The sequence below is a fragment of the Amycolatopsis camponoti genome (genome assembly GCF_902497555.1).
In the GTDB taxonomy this organism is placed as follows: Bacteria; Actinomycetota; Actinomycetes; order Mycobacteriales; family Pseudonocardiaceae; genus Amycolatopsis; species Amycolatopsis camponoti.
The window spans coordinates 2,015,648-2,032,406 of record NZ_CABVGP010000001.1 but is presented as its reverse complement, the minus strand read 5'-3'; the positions used below and the strand labels follow the sequence as shown (position 1 = coordinate 2,032,406).

General features: G+C 70.6%; 17 protein-coding genes. 6 read left to right on the top strand and 11 right to left on the bottom strand.

The window, feature by feature from the left end; all coding sequences use genetic code 11:
- Positions 1 to 25: 25 nt before the first annotated feature.
- From AA23TX_RS09810 to AA23TX_RS09785, 6 genes are all read right to left on the bottom strand, one after another.
- Positions 26 to 721: an SCO2207 family protein gene (locus AA23TX_RS09810; RefSeq protein WP_155542245.1), complete on the bottom strand. Its 696-nt coding sequence runs from the start codon at positions 719 to 721 to the stop codon at positions 26 to 28.
- A gap of 163 nt (positions 722 to 884) precedes the next feature.
- Positions 885 to 2,288 (bottom strand): MFS transporter, encoded by a 1,404-nt coding sequence (locus AA23TX_RS09805; RefSeq protein WP_155542244.1) that lies wholly within the window; start codon positions 2,286 to 2,288, stop codon positions 885 to 887.
- 65 nt (positions 2,289 to 2,353) lie between these two features.
- Complete coding sequence (locus AA23TX_RS09800) at positions 2,354 to 2,791, bottom strand: SRPBCC family protein (RefSeq protein ID WP_155542243.1); 438 nt, start codon at positions 2,789 to 2,791, stop codon at positions 2,354 to 2,356.
- Positions 2,792 to 2,805: 14 nt separating this feature from the next.
- Positions 2,806 to 3,321 (bottom strand): RAD23 family protein, encoded by a 516-nt coding sequence (locus AA23TX_RS09795; protein ID WP_230862405.1) that lies wholly within the window; start codon positions 3,319 to 3,321, stop codon positions 2,806 to 2,808.
- A 143-nt stretch (positions 3,322 to 3,464) separates the two neighbouring features.
- Positions 3,465 to 3,956 (bottom strand): hypothetical protein, encoded by a 492-nt coding sequence (locus tag AA23TX_RS09790; RefSeq protein ID WP_155542242.1) that lies wholly within the window; start codon positions 3,954 to 3,956, stop codon positions 3,465 to 3,467.
- 81 nt (positions 3,957 to 4,037) lie between these two features.
- Positions 4,038 to 4,811: a GntR family transcriptional regulator gene (locus AA23TX_RS09785; RefSeq protein WP_155542241.1), complete on the bottom strand. Its 774-nt coding sequence runs from the start codon at positions 4,809 to 4,811 to the stop codon at positions 4,038 to 4,040.
- A 286-nt stretch (positions 4,812 to 5,097) separates the two neighbouring features.
- On the opposite strand from AA23TX_RS09785, the gene AA23TX_RS09780 reads away from it, so the two are divergent.
- Positions 5,098 to 5,898, top strand: coding sequence for a S1 family peptidase (locus AA23TX_RS09780; protein ID WP_155542240.1), 801 nt, complete (start codon positions 5,098 to 5,100; stop codon positions 5,896 to 5,898).
- A gap of 40 nt (positions 5,899 to 5,938) precedes the next feature.
- On the opposite strand, the gene AA23TX_RS09775 is transcribed toward AA23TX_RS09780, so the two are convergent.
- Positions 5,939 to 7,039 carry an NAD(P)H-dependent flavin oxidoreductase gene (locus AA23TX_RS09775; protein ID WP_155542239.1) on the bottom strand — a complete coding sequence of 367 codons (1,101 nt, stop codon included), beginning with the start codon at positions 7,037 to 7,039 and terminating at the stop codon, positions 5,939 to 5,941.
- A 13-nt stretch (positions 7,040 to 7,052) separates the two neighbouring features.
- Positions 7,053 to 8,669: an acyl-CoA synthetase gene (locus tag AA23TX_RS09770; RefSeq protein WP_196425256.1), complete on the bottom strand. Its 1,617-nt coding sequence runs from the start codon at positions 8,667 to 8,669 to the stop codon at positions 7,053 to 7,055.
- Positions 8,670 to 8,730: 61 nt separating this feature from the next.
- On the opposite strand from AA23TX_RS09770, the gene AA23TX_RS09765 reads away from it, so the two are divergent.
- From AA23TX_RS09765 to AA23TX_RS09745, 5 genes are all read left to right on the top strand, one after another.
- Positions 8,731 to 9,519, top strand: coding sequence for a crotonase/enoyl-CoA hydratase family protein (locus AA23TX_RS09765; protein WP_155544346.1), 789 nt, complete (start codon positions 8,731 to 8,733; stop codon positions 9,517 to 9,519).
- A gap of 93 nt (positions 9,520 to 9,612) precedes the next feature.
- Positions 9,613 to 10,596: a Zn-ribbon domain-containing OB-fold protein gene (locus AA23TX_RS09760; protein WP_196425255.1), complete on the top strand. Its 984-nt coding sequence runs from the start codon at positions 9,613 to 9,615 to the stop codon at positions 10,594 to 10,596.
- A gap of 7 nt (positions 10,597 to 10,603) precedes the next feature.
- Entirely contained in the window at positions 10,604 to 11,617 is a 1,014-nt protein-coding gene (locus AA23TX_RS09755) for a thiolase family protein (RefSeq protein WP_155542236.1), read from the top strand.
- A complete protein-coding gene (locus AA23TX_RS09750) occupies positions 11,614 to 12,777 on the top strand; it encodes a thiolase family protein (RefSeq protein WP_155542235.1) in 1,164 nt (387 codons plus the stop codon). Before AA23TX_RS09755 ends, AA23TX_RS09750 begins: the two co-directional genes overlap by 4 nt.
- 15 nt (positions 12,778 to 12,792) lie before the next feature.
- Positions 12,793 to 13,404 carry a TetR/AcrR family transcriptional regulator gene (locus AA23TX_RS09745; RefSeq protein ID WP_155542234.1) on the top strand — a complete coding sequence of 204 codons (612 nt, stop codon included), beginning with the start codon at positions 12,793 to 12,795 and terminating at the stop codon, positions 13,402 to 13,404.
- On the opposite strand, the gene AA23TX_RS09740 is transcribed toward AA23TX_RS09745, so the two are convergent.
- The 3 genes from AA23TX_RS09740 to AA23TX_RS09730 all read right to left on the bottom strand — a co-directional run bounded on the left by AA23TX_RS09740 (position 13,379) and on the right by AA23TX_RS09730 (position 16,589).
- Positions 13,379 to 14,398, bottom strand: a complete 1,020-nt coding sequence (locus tag AA23TX_RS09740; RefSeq protein WP_155542233.1) for a YhjD/YihY/BrkB family envelope integrity protein — start codon at positions 14,396 to 14,398, stop codon at positions 13,379 to 13,381. The two genes, AA23TX_RS09745 and AA23TX_RS09740, sit on opposite strands and share 26 nt — an antisense overlap.
- 59 nt (positions 14,399 to 14,457) lie before the next feature.
- Positions 14,458 to 15,249 carry a transglutaminase-like domain-containing protein gene (locus AA23TX_RS09735; RefSeq protein ID WP_155542232.1) on the bottom strand — a complete coding sequence of 264 codons (792 nt, stop codon included), beginning with the start codon at positions 15,247 to 15,249 and terminating at the stop codon, positions 14,458 to 14,460.
- A 113-nt stretch (positions 15,250 to 15,362) separates the two neighbouring features.
- Entirely contained in the window at positions 15,363 to 16,589 is a 1,227-nt protein-coding gene (locus tag AA23TX_RS09730; protein WP_196425254.1) for a cytochrome P450, read from the bottom strand.
- Positions 16,590 to 16,759: the final 170 nt, after the last annotated feature.

Sequence of the window (16,759 nt, the reverse complement as noted above, 5' to 3'; positions counted from 1 at the left end):
GGTGCCCCCTTTCTTCCCTGCTCCCTCAGCCGACGCGCTCGATCCGTGCGCGCCGGATGAGGAACTTTCCGGGTTCCCGAACCTGTTCGAAGGCCGCGTTGTTGAGCAGCGTGCAGCTGCCCGACACCGAGGTCACCTCGACCGTCGTGGACTTCGAGTTGTCCAGGTTGGTCACCTTCAGCTTCGTCCCCGCCGGGAACTGGTTGCTCGACGCCGCCGGCGCGCCGCCCTCGCCCGAGAGCGTCACGGTGGAGCCCGCGCACACGACATCGCCGGTCGCGCCCTGGTTGCCGGTGTTCGCCCCGGCCTGGTTCTGGTTCTGCTGAGCGGGCGCCTGCTGCGCCGGGGCCTGCGCGGCGGGTGCCTGCTGGGCCGGTGCTTGCTGGGCCGGGGCCTGCGCGGCCTGGCCGTTGTTCGCGGCCACGTTCGCCGTGCAGCCGGCGACCTGCCGCCGCTGCTGGATCAGGTCGACCACCGCCTGCCGGTTGGCGATCCGCGCGGCCGACTGCGCGTCCGGGGCCGCCTGCTGGCCCGCGATGAAGTTCAGGTTGTTCTGCAGCGCGGTGTCGAGTCCCCCACAGTTCTCCTTGGGCGCCTCGGCGGCGTTGCCCGCGGGGCTGCTCAGCGCGATGGCGGTCGCGGTGACACCGGCGACCCCCAGCAGCGCGGCCAGACCGACGGTCGCCTGCTTGCGGTGCCGACCACTACTCAAGCGGGGCATGGCCCCTCCTCTCTGATCACCACCTCACTGATGGATACGGCTCGGTAACAGCGGCGGTTCACCGAGATTTCAAAAGACTTTTCGACGACTTCGACACCGACCGGCCGGAGTGGTCCGGACCACCGGTCGGACAAGCGACGCTCAACAGCGGATCGCGCGGCGGTCAGGCCGCCGGGGCGTCTTCGTGGTCCGGACCACTCACACGCGCAGCGGTCGCCATGGCCCAGCGGCCCGTCGTCACCAGCCCCAGCACGAACACCAGCACCCCGCAGCCCGCGACGATCGTCCACACCGCGCGGCCGGTCCCCGGCGGCGTCCCGGCGCTCCCCGCCACGACCGCGCCGACCACCGCCACCCCCAGCGACGTCCCCACCTGGCGGCTCGTCGACGCCACCGCCGCCGCCAGGCCCGCCTGCTCGCGCGGCATCCCGGACACCGCCGCGTTCGTGATCGGCGCGTTGAGCAGGCCATAGCCGATGCCGAAGCACACGTACCCCACCACCAGCAGCGAAATCGGCGTCCGCGGGCCGATCCCGGCCAGTACGACACCGGACACGGCGATCCCCGCACCGGCCACCAGCAACGGCAGCCGCGGGCCGCGGGTCCCGGTCATCCGGCCCGACAGCGGCGCGCCGACGGCCGTCAGCACGGCCATCGGCAGGGTCAGCAAACCCGCGTGCAGCACCGAAAAGCCGCGCGTTTCCTGGAGGTAGAGGGTGGTGAGGAACAGGAAGCCCGACAGGGCCGCGAAGCCGGCGACCGCGGTGAGCGTCGCACCCGAGAACGGCACGCTGCGGAAGAACCTCAGCTCCAGCAACGGGTCGCGGCGCCGGCGCTCGTACGGCACCAGCACCGCCAGCGCCGCCGCGGCGATCAGGAAGCACCCCACCACCACCGCCGCGCCCGAGCCGCGGCCTTCGATGATCCCGTACGTCAGCGACGCCAGCAGGACGATCACCAGCAACTGCCCCACCGGGTCGAGGCGGCGCGGGCGCGGAGCGCGGGACTCCGGGACGAACAGCGCCGTCAGCACGATCGCGGCCACGCCGACCGGGACGTTGATCCAGAAGATCGAGCGCCAGCCCGCCCAGGCGACGAGGACGCCGCCGAGCACCGGCCCGACCGCCAGGCTCAGCCCGTTCACCCCCGCCCAGACGCCGATCGCGCGGGCGCGGTCACGGGGGTCGGTGAAGACGTTGGCGACGATGGACAGCGCGACCGGGTTGAGCATCGACCCGCCGATCGCCTGCAGCGCGCGGAAAGCGACCAGCGGCCCGATGTCCGGCGCGAGCCCGCACAGCAGCGAGCCGAGGCTGAACAGCGCGAGCCCGGTCTGGAACGTCCGGCGCCTGCCGATCCGGTCGGCCGTCGAGCCGGACAGCATGAGCAGGCTCGCCAGCACGAGCGTGTACGCGTCGATCGTCCACTGCAGACTCGAGACCGACGCGCCGAACTCGTGGCGGATCGACGGCAGCGCGAGGTTCACGATCGTGTTGTCGAGCCCGACGATGAACAGGCTCAGGCAGCAGATGGCCAGGACCAGCCGCCGCCGCACCGGCTGCGGCACCGCTCTCCCAAACTAGTTGCACGGACAATATTAAGCACTGTACAACTAATCCGGGTGGGTCACCGTCAGGCCGGGAACAGCTCCCCGAGCCGAGCCAGGGTCTTCTCGATGCCGTCGGCGTTCTTGCGCGGGAACGGGCTGAGGCTGATGGCCAGCGGGAACTTGGCCGTCGACCAGTCGAACGTCTCGGTGACCTCGGTGCGGCCGCCGTCGAGGGGTTCGAGGCGCCAGCGCCAGCGGTGCCCGTTGAAGTGCCGCCAGGCGATCAGCCTGCCCTCTTCGAACTCGACCACGGTGTTGAGGATCTTGTACGACGCGCCGATCTTCATGTCCATGCCGAACTTGGCACCGAGCGTGAGCCGGTCCGGGCCGCCGGACTGGGCGGCCCGGACCGTGCCGGATCCGTCGATGAGCGGGTGCTGGGCCGGATCGGCCAGGAGCCCGAAGATCTTCTCCGGGGTCGTGGCGACGATCGCGGTGCGTGAGACCTGGCGGCTTCCCATCACCCGACCCTAGATCATTTCGCGGGCGTGGTCTTCAGCACCACCGTGCGCTGGTCCAGCGGCGCGGCCAGCGCGACCGAGATCACCGGGTACCGGATGTCCATCGTGCACATCTGACCGGTCTGGGCCTTGGTCTCGCTCAGGTTGACGACGACGTGGTCGCCCGCCTGCTCGGCCGCCTCGCCGAGCGCGTGACCACAGCCGCCTTCCTGGGCGCGGATGTTGAGGATGGTGCCGCCGTTGGACGTCCACACCTCGTGCGGGTAGTCCTTGGGCAGCGCGGCGGCGTCGACCTTGTCCGGCGGCACCGGGGTACTGCCCTCGGGCACGGTCAGCCGGGGTTTGCCCGGCGGGTTCGCCGACGGCGGCGCCGGCAGCACCGACTCGGTCGGCGACGTCGACACGCTGCCGGTGGGAGCCGCTGAGGTCCCCCCGGCGGCGGGCTGGCTGATGGGCACGTTCTGGCCGGCGCAAGCCGTCGCCATCAGCAGGATCGCGCCGGTCCCGGCCACCTTCGCTAAGTACCTCATGTCCCGAAGACGGAACGAGCGCGGCGAGGGGTTGCACCGAAGATCGACCCACGGGGAGCTTTCCCGTGGAAGCTCCGTGGACGTGGTCCGGGAGGGCCGCCCCGGGCGTCCCGGGGCGGCCCTCCCAGCGTCGATGCGGTGCGTCAGCCCTGCGTGAGCACCACGGTGCGCGTCCCGAGCGGTTCGGCCAACGCCAGCGGGACGCTGACCTCCTTGATGTAGTCCGGGCACATCTGGCCCTTCTTCGCCGCGGTGACGGCGACGAGCACGACGACCCGCTCCGGCGTCTGGTCGCCGACGTGGGCCGAGACGCGGCGGCACCCGCCCTCCTCCGCCTGGAGGATCAGCGTCTTGCCGTCGGTGCTCCGCGTGAGGCTGCGGGGGTAGCCCTCGGGCAGCCCGCGCGCGTCGACCTGGGACTCCGCGATCACGTCGTCGCCCGGGGCGATGCCCTGCGTCGGGCGGCCGACCGTCTGCGACGGCGGCGGGGCGACCGGCGGCGAACCGGGCACCGAGGACGAAGCCGACGTCGTCGGCGTCTCCGGACCGGTGCTGCCGGCGGGCGCGGCCGTGTTCGCCGCCCCGCAGGCCGTCAGCGTGAGGAGCAGCAGACCCGTACCCAGCACTGTGCGCATACCTGCCAGACGGACCGGACGCCGGAACGGTTGCATCGGCGGTGCGCCGCGCGCCCCCGGACCAGCCCGAGCAGCGTCGCCTCAGGCGCGCCCGAGCCGGGTCACGAAACTGAGCCGGTCACCGCGGTACAACGAACGCACCCGCTCGAACGGCGCCCCGTCCGGACCCCACGAAATCCGGTGCATCAGCAGCATCGGCAGCGCCGGGTTCGTCCCGATCAGCAGGGCCTCGCGCGGAGTCGCCAGCACCGTCTCGACGCGTTCCTCGGCGCCGTCGAAGACCACGCCCAGCTTCTCGCTCAAGCACGCGTACAGCGACTGCTCGGGGTCGAACACCTCGAGCAACGTCGGGAACCGCTCGGCCAGGAGATATGTCGACTCCAGGCCGACGCGCTCCTCGTCGGCCAGCAGCACCCGCTCGATGTGGATCACTTCGGCGTCCGACGTGACCTGCAGGTCGGCCGCCAGCGCGCTGCCGGCCAGGCGCCGCTCGAGGGTGATCACCGTGCGGCCCGGCCGGATGCCCTGACGCCGCAGCCCTTCGGTGTAGCTCACCAGGGCCAGCGGCTGCACCAGCTTCGGGCCCGCGACGAACGTGCCGCTCCCCTGCCGCCGGCTGAGCCTGCCCTCGAGCACCAGCTCGCCGACTGCCTGCCGCACGGTCGCCCTCGACACCTCGAACCGCTCGCACAGTTCCCGTTCCGTGGGCAGCACCGATCCTTCGCCCAGTTCCGCGATCACCGCCAGCAGTTCGACCTTGACCGCGTAGTAGCGCGGGACACGGCCGTGCTCGGGAATCCCGTCGAGCACGGGACCGTCGGCGGACAGGCGGTGATGGCGCGGAGGGGCAGGCACGGAATCGACCCTATTGGTTTCCCGGCGCGCGGTGGTTCGCTGTGGCGCGCAACACCGACGATCACCCGGATGCTTCGAATTCGGAGGCCGGCGGCCCGGACGGCCGCGCGGCACGGTCACTGGGCGCTTCGGCCTACGACGTTCGCCGGATCCGGCGGTGAGAAATCACCCAACCGCCCGAAACATCCGAAGAAAGTCGGTTGTCCGGGTATGTGAGCACCTGGTGTAGTCAGGGGGCCGCAGACGGCAATGGCTTCCACTGTGGACACTGGAAGGACTGATCCCCTTGGCTCCCAAGCGCTGGTTCACCCTGCTCAGAAACGTCACCACCGCGGTGGCCGCGGTCGCCGCGGCCGCGTCGTTCGCCACCCCCGCGATCGCGGCCCAGCCGCCCTCCACCGACGTCGTCGGCGGGACCCGGGCCGCCCAGGGCGAGTTCCCGTTCATGGTCCGGCTGTCGATGGGCTGCGGCGGCTCGCTCTACACCAACCAGATCGTCCTGACCGCCGCCCACTGCGTCAGCCGGACCGGGTCGAACACGTCGATCACGGCGACCGTCGGCGTCGTCGACCTGCAGAGCACGAGCGCCAAGAAGATCAAGTCGACCTACGTCTACCAGTCCCCGACCTACGGCACCTCGACCGGCGGCGACTGGGCGCTGATCAAGCTCGCGAGCCCGGTCACCGGCCTTTCGACGCTGCCGATCGCGACGACCTCGACCTACAACACCGGCACGTTCACCGTGGCCGGCTGGGGCGCGGCGACCGAGGGTGGCTCGCAGCAGCGGTACCTGCTGAAGGCGACCGTCCCGTTCGTCTCCGACTCCACCTGCGCCGCACAGGGCGGCAGCTACCCCGACCTCATCCCGAGCGCCGAGATCTGCGCCGGCAACCTGACCGCGGGCGGGGTCGACACCTGCCAGGGCGACTCCGGTGGCCCGATGTTCCGCCGGGACAACGCCAACGCCTGGATCCAGGTCGGCATCGTCTCCTGGGGTGACGGCTGCGCCCGGCCGCACGCCCCCGGCGTCTACACCGAGGTGAGCACGTTCGCGTCGAAGATCGCCGCGGCCGCCTCCTCGCTGTAACACCCGGACGCTGAAGGGGGCTCGCCGCGGCGGGCCCCCTTCAGCGCGTCTTGTCCAAACGCGACAGTGCCTCTTCGTAGCCGGCCACCAGATCCGCGACGACGTCGGCGACCGGGCGGACGGCGTTCATCCGGCCGACGATCTGCCCGACCGGCATCGACACCACGCTCGGGTCGTTCGCCGCGTGGATCCGGTTGTGGGCGTGGGAAACCAGCAGGTTCTGCAACGGCATCGGCAACGGCTCGGGCGCGTCCGCCGCGGCCCACGCCTCGGTCCAGCGGGTCTTCAGCAGCCGCGCGGGCTTGCCGGTGTAGATCCGCGTCCGGACGGTGTCCGACGACGTCGCGCCGACCAGCGCCTGCTGCATCGCCACGGACTCGCCCATGGTCTGCAGGTACTCCTCGGTCGCGAGCCACATCGAGCCCATCCAGACACCGGACGCGCCGAGCGCGAGCGCCGCGGCCATCTGCCGCCCGGACCCGATCCCGCCCGCGGCGAGCACCGGCACGTCGACCGCGTCGACGATCTCCGGCACCAGCACCATGGACGCGATCTCACCGGTGTGCCCGCCGGCCTCGTAGCCCTGCGCGACCACGAAGTCGACGCCGTTCTCGACGTGCCGGACCGCGTGCTCGGCCTTCCCGGCGAGCGCTGCCACCGGCACGCCGCGGTCGTGGCACTGGCCGATGACGTCCGGCGGCGGCGAGCCGAGGGCGTTGGCGATCAGCTTGATCGGGTGGTTGAGCGCGACCTCGACGTGCGAGCGGGCCACCGAGTGCAGCCAGCCGAGGACACCCGCGCGCTCGTCGGTGTCGTCGGGCAGCGGCGGCACCGAAAGGTCCCGCAGCACTTTGTCGACGAACGCGCGGTGGCCCTCCGGGATGTGCTTCGAGAGGTCGACCTGGGTGCCCTCGGCGGGGATCTTCGCCGGCATCACGATGTCGACGCCGTAGGGCTTGCCGCCGGTGTTCTCGTCCATCCAGGTGAGCACCCGGTCGAGCTCGGCGGCGTCGTTGAACCGGACGCAGCCGAGCACGCCGAGCCCGCCGGCGCGGCTGAGCGCCGCGGCGACGTGCTCCGAGGGCGTGAACCCGATGATCGGCAGGTCGATGCCGAGCCGGTCGCACAGGGATGTCCGCACTGGTGGTGTCCTCCTAGACGGGCTGGGCCGTGGCCGGTTCGTGGCCGGCGGCGTAGCGCTGGGCCCACGGGTAGTCCGGCTTGCCGCTGGGCGAGCGGCCGATCTCGTCGGCCAGCCAGACGGTGCGCGGCACCTTGTAGCCGGCGATTTCGCCGCGGACGTGCTGCTCGATCCCGTCGAGGTCGGCTTCGGCGCCCTCGCGCAGCTGGACGACGGCGGCGACGCGCTGGCCGGTCCGCTCGTCCGGGATCCCGATGACGAGCGCGTCGAAGACGTCCGGGTGCGACTTGAGCGCCCCTTCGACCTCCTCCGGGTAGACCTTCTCGCCGCCGGTGTTGACGCACTGGGAGCCGCGGCCGAGCAGCGTGACCGTGCCGTCCTCCTCGTACCGGGCGTAGTCGCCCGGGACGACGTACCGGACGCCCTCGATGTCGACGAAGATCGTCTTGCTCTTCTCGGGATCGCCGTAGTAACCGAGCGGGACGTGCCCGCGGCGGCCGATGAGCCCGATCGCGCCCGCCTTCGGCTCGACGAGGTGTCCGTCGTCGTCGAGCAGGATCGCGTCCTTGCCGAAGTTCACCCGCGGCCCGGCACTGTGGTCGGAGCCCTTGGCCACCATGCCGATCCCGGTGAACCCGCTCTCCGACGAGCCGATCGCGTCGGTGATCACGGCGTTCGGCACGAGCTCGACGAACTCCTGCTTCACCGACTGCGAGAACAGCGCCGCGTGGCTCGACACCGCGACGATCGACGAAGCGTCGTAATCGCCTTCGCGGAACGCCTCGATCAACGGCCGCGCCATCGCGTCGCCGACGATCGTGAGGACCTGGACCTTGTGCTCCTGCACAGCCCTCCAGATCTCGTGGGCGTCGAAGCGCGGCACGAACACCACCGGGCTGCCGGTGAACAGCGCGCCGAACGCGGCCCACTGCGCGGCGCCGTGGATCAGCGGCGCGGCGGGCAGCCGGGTCAGGCTCCCGGCCTTGCCCTGCTCGGCGAGCGTCCACTCGTCGGGAACGTATTCGCCGGTGACGAAGTTGATCCCGCCACCGAGCGCCCGCCAGATGTCCTCGTGGCGCCAGAGCACGCCCTTCGGGTAGCCGGTGGTGCCGCCGGTGTAGAGGATGTAGAGGTCGTCGTTGCTGCGCTCGGCGAAGTCGCGCTGGGGGGACTGCGCTTCGAGCGCGGCCTCGTATTCGACGCCGCCGTAGCTCTCGAAGTCGCCGTCGCTGCCGTCTTCGACGACGACAACGTGTTTCAATTTCGGCGCCTCGGGCAGGACGGCCCGCACCTTGTCGGCGTAACTCCGCTCGTGCACGAGGGCGGCGAGATCGGCGTCGTTGAAGAGGTAGACGAGCTCGCCGTGCACGTAGCGGTAGTTGACGTTGACGGCGATCGCGCGCAGCTTGTACGCGGCGATCATCGCCTCCAAGGCCTCGATCGAGTTGCGGGAATAGACCCCGATGTGGGACCCGCGTCCCACGCCGTGCGCGGCGAGGTGGTGGGCGAGCCGGTTGGCCCGCGCCTCCAGTTCGGCGAAGGTGACCCGCCGGTCGCCGCACACGACCGCGACGCGCTCCGGCACGGCGTCGACGGCGTGCTCCAGAAGATCCGCGATGTTGAGTGCCACGTCCTCAAAGTAGAACATGTTATCGTTCTGGGCAATGGCACTGCTCCTTCAGGAGGTTTCCGTGGGTGAACCGCACGCGCTGGTCTCACAGGAGGGCCAGACCCTCGTCGTCACGATGAACCGGCCCGAGGCGCGCAACGCGATCACCGGCGAGATGATGGCGATCATGGTCGAGGCGTGGGACCGCGTGGACTCCGACGACTCGATCCGCAGCTGCGTCCTGACCGGGGCGGGCGGTGCGTTCTGCGCGGGCGCGGACCTGAAGTCGATGTCCCGGAACTCGCCGTCGGAGTCGTTCGCCTCGGGTAAGTTCGACCCTTCGCGCATCCCCGGGCTCCTGAAGGGGCGCCGCCTGACGAAGCCGTTGATCGCGGCGGTCGAGGGACCGGCGATCGCGGGCGGCACGGAGATCCTCCAGGGAACGGACATCCGGGTGGCGGGTGCTTCGGCCCGCTTCGGGGTGTCGGAGGCGCGGTGGGGCCTGTTCCCGATGGGCGGCTCGGCGGTCCGGCTGCCGCGCCAGATCCCGTACACGGTCGCGGCGGACATCCTGCTGACCGGCCGCCACCTCACGGCCGACGAGGCACTGGCCATCGGCTTGATCGGGCACGTGGTGCCGGACGGAACCGCGCTCGCGAAGGCCCTGGAGCTGGCCGCACTGGTCAACGCGAACGGGCCGGTCGCGGTCCGGGCGATCCTCCGGACGATCCGCGACACCGAGGGGCTCCACGAGGAGGAGGCCTTCAAGCTCGACTCGCAGTACGGCATCGAGGTCTTCGCTTCGGAAGACGCCAAGGAAGGGCCGCGGGCGTTCTCGGAGAAGCGGAAGCCGGAGTTCCGAGGACGCTGAGGCCACTGACGCCACTGACTTAGAACGCGTTCCACCGATGCCCAACCGTCCCGCGTAGCAACCTTGTCGACAGAACAGGAACGTGTTTCACTCATGACCGTGACCGAGACACCACTGGCGGCACCCCTCAACGTCGGCTTCGACTACACGCGCTCCACCGGGCCCGTCCTGGGCCGGTTCGTGAACGCGCTGCGCGAACGCCGCATCGAAGGCATCCGGGGCAGCGACGGCCGCGTGCACGTCCCGCCGGTCGAGTACGACCCCGTGACCGCCGAACAGCTCAGCGAGTTCGTCCCGGTGGCCGAAGAGGGCACGGTCGTCTCCTGGTCCTGGTGCGCCGAGCCGCTCGACGGGCAGCCGCTGAGCCGGCCCTTCGCCTGGGCCCTGGTCAAGCTCGACGGCGCCGACACCGCCATGCTCCACGCCGTGGACGCGGGCGAGCCCGGAAACATCCACAGTGGACAGCGGGTCCGCGTGCGCTGGGCCGACGACGTCGTCGGGCACATCCGCGACATCGCCTACTTCCGGCCACTGGACGCCGAAGACACCGCGCCGACCGAGCCCGCTCCCCCGGTCGCCGATCGCGAAGAAGGCGCGCCGGTCAGCGTGATCATCACTCCGGTGCACCTCAAGTACCAGCACTCCGCTTCCCCCGAGGAGAGCCGCTACCTGCGCGGGCTCGCCGAAGGCAAGCTGATCGGCCAGCGCTGCCCGAAGTGCGAGAAGGTCTACATCCCGCCGCGCGGCGCCTGCCCGACCGACGGCGTGCCGACCACCGACGAGGTCGAGCTGCCCGACACCGGCATCGTGACGACGTTCTGCATCGTCAACGTCCCGTTCCTCGGCCAGCGCCTCAAGCCGCCCTACGTCGCCGCGTACATCCTGCTCGACGGCGCCGACATCGCCTTCCTCCACCTCGTCCTCGGCTGCGACGCCCAGGACGTCAAGATGGGCATGCGCGTGCGCGCGGCCTGGAAACCGCGCGAAGAGTGGTGGACGTCGCTGGAGAACATCGACCACTTCGAGCCGACCGGCGAGCCCGACGCGGCCTACGAAACCTTCGCCCACCACCTGTGAGGTCCTGATGCCAGACGTCGCGATCGCGGGCTTCGCGAAGGCCCCCAACGTCCGGGAGACCGCGGGCACCACCAACGGCGTGGAGATGCTCGTCCCGATCTTCGCCGAGGTCTTCGAAAAGACCGGCCTGTCCAAACAGGACATCGGCTTCTGGTGCTCCGGCTCGTCGGACTACCTGGCCGGGCGCGCCTTCTCGTTCATCGCCGCCGTCGACGCGATCGGCGCGTTCCCGCCGATCCACGAGTCGCACGTCGAGATGGACGCCGCCTGGGCGCTCTACGAAGCGTGGCTGAAGATCAAGATGGGCGAGGTCGAGACCGCGCTCGTCTACGGCTTCGGCAAGTCCAGCGCCGGGCAGCTGCGGCGGGTGCTCGCCCTGCAGCTCGACCCGTACGTCGTCGCTCCCCTGTGGCCGGACTCGGTGTCGATCGCCGGGATCCAGGCGCGGCTGGGACTGGACGCCGGACTGTGGTCCGAAAAGGACCTCGCCGAGGTGGCCGCGCGCGGCACGGACCAGGACGTCAGCGCCCTGCTCGACACGCCGTACTTCGCGGATCCCTTGCGCAAGCACGACATCGCGCCGGTCACCGACGGCGCCGCGGTCGTCGTCCTGTCCACTGTGGAGCGCGCGAAGGACATCGTCGAGCACCCCGCGGTGATCCAGGGCATCGAGCACCGCGTCGACTCGCCCGTCCTCGGCGCCCGCGACCTCACGCGGTCGCCGTCCACCGAGATCGCCGCCCGGGCCCTGGACCTCGACGGCGTCGACCTCGCCGAGCTGCACGCACCGTTCACGCACCAGGAGCTGATCCTGCGGACGGCGCTGAAGCTCGACGACACCGTCAAGGTCAACCCGTCGGGTGGCGCGCTCGCCGCCAACCCGATGTTCTCCGCCGGCCTCGCCCGCATCGGCGAAGCGGCGACCCGGATCCACACCGGCGAATCCCGCAAGGCGGTGGCGCACGCGACGAGCGGCCCCGCCCTGCAACAGAACCTGGTGACCGTGCTGGAGGCCCGATGACCAAGCAGCTCACCGCCGTGCTCGGCACCGGCCAGACGCACCACCGCGCCAAGCGGCAGGACGTCTCGATGCCGGGCCTGCTGCGCGAAGCGATCGACCGCGCGATGGCCGACGCCCAGGTCGGGTGGGCGGACATCGACGCCGTCGTCCTCGGCAAGGCGCCGGACCTGTTCGAGGGCGTCATGATGCCCGAGCTCTTCCTCGCCGACTCACTGGGCGCGACCGGGAAACCGTTGCTGCGCGTGCACACCGCCGGTTCGGTCGGCGGGTCGACGGCGCTGGTGGCGGCCTCGCTCATCCAGTCCGGCGTGCACCGCCGGGTGCTGACCGTGGCGTACGAGAAGCAGTCCGAGTCGAACGCGATGTGGGGCCTGTCGATCCTGCCGCCGTTCCAGATGCCGGTCGGCGCCGGCGCGGGCGGCTACTTCGCCCCGCACGTGCGCTCCTACATCCGCCGGTCCGGCGCGCCCGAGCACGTCGGCGCGATCGTCGCGGCGAAAGATCGCCGCAACGGCGCCCTGAACCCGTACGCGCACCTGCGGCAGGCCGACATCACGGTCGAGTCGGTGCGGAAGTCGCAGATGCTGTGGGACCCGATCCGCTACGACGAGACGTGCCCGTCGTCCGACGGCGCGTGCGCGATGGTGCTCGGCGACGAGGCCGCCGGGGACGCCGTCGAAGGCGGGGCCGCGTGGATCCACGCGACGGCGATGCGGACCGAGCCCACGACGTTCGCCGGCCGCGACCAGGTCAACCCCCAGGCCGGGCGCGACGCCGCCGCCGCGCTCTGGGCCGAAGCCGGCATCACGGACCCGATGTCCGAAGTGGACGTCGCGGAGATCTACGTGCCGTTCTCCTGGTTCGAGCCGATGTGGCTGGAGAACCTCGGGTTCGCGCCCGAAGGCGAGGGCTGGAAGGTCACCGAGGCCGGCGAGACGGCGATCGGCGGACGGCTGCCGGTGAACCCGTCCGGCGGGGTCCTCTCGTCCAATCCGATCGGTGCGTCCGGCATGCTTCGCTTCTCCGAAGCGGCGAAGCAGGTCATGGGCCGCGCCGGGGACTACCAGGTGGACGGCGCCCGCATCGCGGTCGGGCACGCCTACGGCGGCGGGTCGCAGTACTTCTCGATGTGGGTCGTCGGCGCCGGCAAGCCACGTTGATACGCTCGACCCACCATGCCGAGACTCGCCGACCACGGGCAACGCCGCCGCCAGATCGCCGAGGCCGTCTGGCGGATCGCGAGCGCGCGCGGGCTCGAAGACGTGTCGCTGCGCAAGGTCGCGGCCGAGGCCGGGGTCTCGCTGCGGCTGGTCCAGTACTACTTCGGCACGCGTGACGACCTGCTGCTCGGCGCGCTCGAGATCCTCAACGCCGACGCCGGGGACAGCGTCCGCGCGGGCACCGGTCCGGACGAGGACGCGACCCCGCGTGAGGTGCTGCGCGCCATGCTCGTCGGGATGCTGCCGGTCGACGACGGGCGCCGCACGCGCTACCTCGTGCACCTCGCCTACTTCGTCCGGTCCCTTTCGGACCCCGGACTGGCGTCGGCGGTCAGCGCCACGCCGCCCGAGCTGGGACGGCTGACCGCGGACCTGCTGGCGTGGGGACGCGACCGCGGTGAGGTGGCGCCGGACCTCGAACTGCTGCCGGAGGCGGAGCTGCTCCTGTCGAGCGTCGACGGCCTGCAGACCAGCATCATCCTCGGCCAGCGCACCCCGGAGGCGGCGATCGCGCTGATCGACCACCAGCTGATGCGGCTCTTCAGCCTCGCGAACGTCGCCACCTGAGCGCCAGCAGCGTGCCGATCACCCCCGTCACGACGCCGACCGTGGCCGGCACCGCGACCGGCGGGTCCACCACGATCACCGGTTCGAGGACGACCGGCGCCGGCGGCTGGACCGGCTGCGGCGGCGCGTCGGAGCCGGTGGCCGTCCACGCCGTGACGAACACGAGCAGCCGCGCCACCAGCGAGATGAAGAAGATCAGGCCGATGACCGAGCCGAACGCGATCCCGGTCGGCGAGTCGCTGATCAGCCGCAGGTAGATCCCGCCGGCCAGCTTGAGCAGCTCGAACCCGACGGCCAGGGCGATCGCGCCGCGCACCGCGCTGCGCACGCCCACCTTCTGCCGCGGCAGCCGCGTGAGCACCCACAGGAACACCAGCCAGTCGGCGGCCAGCGAGAGCGGCACCGAGGACGCCGAGACGAGCTGGTGCCCCCAGCTCGTGTCATCCAGCCCGGCCAGCCGCAGCAGGTAGCTGCCGAGCGCCGTGCCGGAGATGGTCAGCGTGAACGACACCAGCAGCGCCGCGCTCAGGCCGAGCAGCGCGAGCAGGTCGACGGCGATGAGCCGCGGCAGCGACTGGTCGGACCGGTTCTGCCCCCACAGCGCGGTCAGCGAGTCCCGCAGCGCGTTCATCCAGTTCCAGCCCGAGTAGAGGCCGATGGCCAGGCCGAACACCCCGACGCTGGTCCGCTGCTTCACGAAGCCGGTCAGCAGGTCGGAGGCCTTGCCGCCGAGTCCGCCGGGCAGCGTCTTGACGATGGCGGCGACCATCGTGTCGAGCAGGTGCGGCTGGCTGGCCAGCACGAACCCGGCGACCGACGACGCGACCATCAGCAGCGGCACCAGCGACAGCAGGCTGAAGTAGGTGATCGAGGCGACGTAGTGGTAGCCGCCGCACTCGATGTAGCGGTTGGTCGCGCGGGCGATGTGGTCCAGCCACCGGTACCGGGCACGGGCCCGCGTCCAGGGGCTCGGGGCCTTGGGGGAACTGTTCACGGACACTGTCTACCCAGCGAAGAGCCTCTTCGCGCAGTTAACACGCGGTCGGACCATCCTCAGTCCAGTGCGACGAGCTCGCGCCAGTCGTCGTGGGGCAGCGCGGTGTCCGTCGTCGCGAACACCGTGCTGCCGAGGAAGTCGAGCTCGCAGCCGAGAGTGGCGAAGAACGCCGTGTCCGCGGCGTCGCGGCCGGTGGAGATGCGCAGCATGGTCTGGCGCGGCGCGAGGTGGGTGGCGTCGAAGACGTACCAGAGGCCGTCGACCCCGGCCTCGAAGACGGCGTGGAAGTCCATCGGCGAGAGCCCGGGCGCGTAGACGCCGACGTAGCGCGCGGGGATGTCGAGGAACCGGCAGAGGGTGATGCAGACGTGCGCGAAGTCGCGGCAGACGCCTTCGCCGGCGAGGAGCGTGTCGATGGCGTCGTCGGTGGGCCGGCTGGAGCCGACCACATAGGACAGTCGCTGGTGGACGTGCCGGACGATCGTGTCGACCTTCTTCCGGTCGCTCTTCAGCGCGTAGAGCTCCGGCGGCACGAGCCCGGCGATCCGGTCGGAGGGGCAGTACCGGCTCGGCCGGGTGAAGACGGCGGCATCGGCGCGCGTGACGGGCTCGGGTTCGGCCTCGCCCAGCGCGCGTTCGGCGTGGTAGCTGACGCGGTGCTCGCCCTTGGGCAGCTCGAAGACCTCCGCGCGGGTGCCGTGCTCGAACTCGACGAGCTCGCTTTCCCCGTGCCAGGAGACGGTGAGCTCATCGGTATCGGCGTGGGCGGCGGCGACCGAGATCGCGGCGGGCCCGGGTTTGGTGACGCGGACGGAGAACTCGACGTCGACAGTCGCTCGCGGGGCCATCGCCTCATGATGTCATGGTCCGGTGACCACCATCGCGCTCTTCCACTCGGTGCTGGGGCTGCGGCCCGTCGAACCCGCCACCGGGCTCACCCGGCGGCGGGTCCACGAGTTCCTCAGGCGTAGCGCACCGGGTAGTGCTTGATCCCGTTCAACCAGCTGGACCGCAGCCGCACCGGGGGCTCGGCCTCGGTGATCCCCGGCATCACGTCCGCGATCGCGTTGAAGATCAGGTCGATCTCCAGCCGCGCCAGGTTGGCGCCGATGCAGTAGTGGGAACCGGTGCCGCCGAAGCCGACGTGCGGGTTGTCTTCGCGGAGGATGTCGAACTTCTCCGGGTCGTCGAAGACCTCGTGGTCGAAGTTGGCGGAGCTGTAGAACATGCCGACGCGGTCGCCCCGGCGGATGTGCGCGCCGCCGAGCTCGGTGTCGCGGGTGGCCGTGCGCTGGAACGCGACCACCGGGGTGGCCCAGCGGACGATCTCGTCCGGCGCCGTCTTCGGCCGTTGCTCCTTGTAGAGCTCCCACTGGTCCGGGTGGTCGAGGAACGCCTTCATGCCGTGGGTGATGGCGTTGCGCGTGGTCTCGTTGCCGGCGACGGCGAGCAGGATCACGAAGAAGCCGAACTCGTCCGAACCGAGCGCTTCACCGTCGACGTCCGCCTGGATCAGCTTCGTGACGATGTCGTCCATCGGGCACTTGCGGCGGTCCTCGGCCATGTTCCAGGCGTAGCCGATGAGCTGCGCGGACGCCTCCAGCGGCTCGACCTCGTACTCCGGGTCGTCGTAGGCGACCATCTGGTTCGACCAGTCGAAGATCTTGAGCCGGTCCTCCTGCGGGATGCCGATCAGCTCGGCGATGGCCTGCAGGGGAAGCTCGCACGCGACGTCGGTGACGAAGTCGCCGGTTCCCTTTTTCCGTGCTTCGTGGACGATCTTCTCCGCGCGGTCGCGCAGCGTGTCTTCGAGCTTCGCGATCGAGCGCGGGGTGAAGCCCTTCGACACGATCTTGCGCAGCTTCGTGTGCTGCGGCGCGTCCATGTTGAGCAGGACCAGGCGGTTCGCGTTGAGGCGGTCCTCGGTCATGCTCTCGTCGAAGCGGATGATCGCGGTCTTCTCGCTGGAGGAGTAGAGCGCGCTGTCGCGCGAGACCTCCTTGACGTCTTCGTGGCGCGAGACGACCCAGTAGCCGTCGTCGCCGAAGCCTGCGGTGTTGGTCTTCTGGGGGTTCCACCACACGGGGGCCGTCCGCCGGAGCTCGGCGAACTCCGCCAGGGGCAGCCGTTCGGCATAGAGGTCCGGGTCCGTGAAGTCGAAACCGGCGGGGATGAGCGGAGCGGCCACGTTGCCTCCCACGGTTCGCCGTTTGAAACACGTTCTAATGGCGATTAGAGCATACGGTGTTAACTTCCGGAAGAGCGTTCAGTGAAACCCGTTAACTTTACCGATGAGGCCAGGTGAGCGAGCGCTCACTCGAGAAAGATCAAGATCCGGGCAACCCTGGGGACGCTTGC

What these genes read in the sequence shown, in the direction of transcription:
- AA23TX_RS09810 (WP_155542245.1), bottom strand. Translation starts at nt 721, where the DNA reads ATGCCCCGCTTGAGTAGTGGTCGGCACCGCAAGCAGGCGACCGTCGGT.
- AA23TX_RS09800 (WP_155542243.1), bottom strand. Translation starts at nt 2,791, where the DNA reads ATGGGAAGCCGCCAGGTCTCACGCACCGCGATCGTCGCCACGACCCCG.
- AA23TX_RS09795 (WP_230862405.1), bottom strand. Translation starts at nt 3,321, where the DNA reads ATGAGGTACTTAGCGAAGGTGGCCGGGACCGGCGCGATCCTGCTGATG.
- AA23TX_RS09790 (WP_155542242.1), bottom strand. Translation starts at nt 3,956, where the DNA reads ATGCGCACAGTGCTGGGTACGGGTCTGCTGCTCCTCACGCTGACGGCC.
- AA23TX_RS09760 (WP_196425255.1), top strand. Translation starts at nt 9,613, where the DNA reads ATGACCGTGACCGAGACACCACTGGCGGCACCCCTCAACGTCGGCTTC.
- AA23TX_RS09755 (WP_155542236.1), top strand. Translation starts at nt 10,604, where the DNA reads ATGCCAGACGTCGCGATCGCGGGCTTCGCGAAGGCCCCCAACGTCCGG.
- AA23TX_RS09750 (WP_155542235.1), top strand. Translation starts at nt 11,614, where the DNA reads ATGACCAAGCAGCTCACCGCCGTGCTCGGCACCGGCCAGACGCACCAC.
- AA23TX_RS09745 (WP_155542234.1), top strand. Translation starts at nt 12,793, where the DNA reads ATGCCGAGACTCGCCGACCACGGGCAACGCCGCCGCCAGATCGCCGAG.
- AA23TX_RS09735 (WP_155542232.1), bottom strand. Translation starts at nt 15,249, where the DNA reads ATGGCCCCGCGAGCGACTGTCGACGTCGAGTTCTCCGTCCGCGTCACC.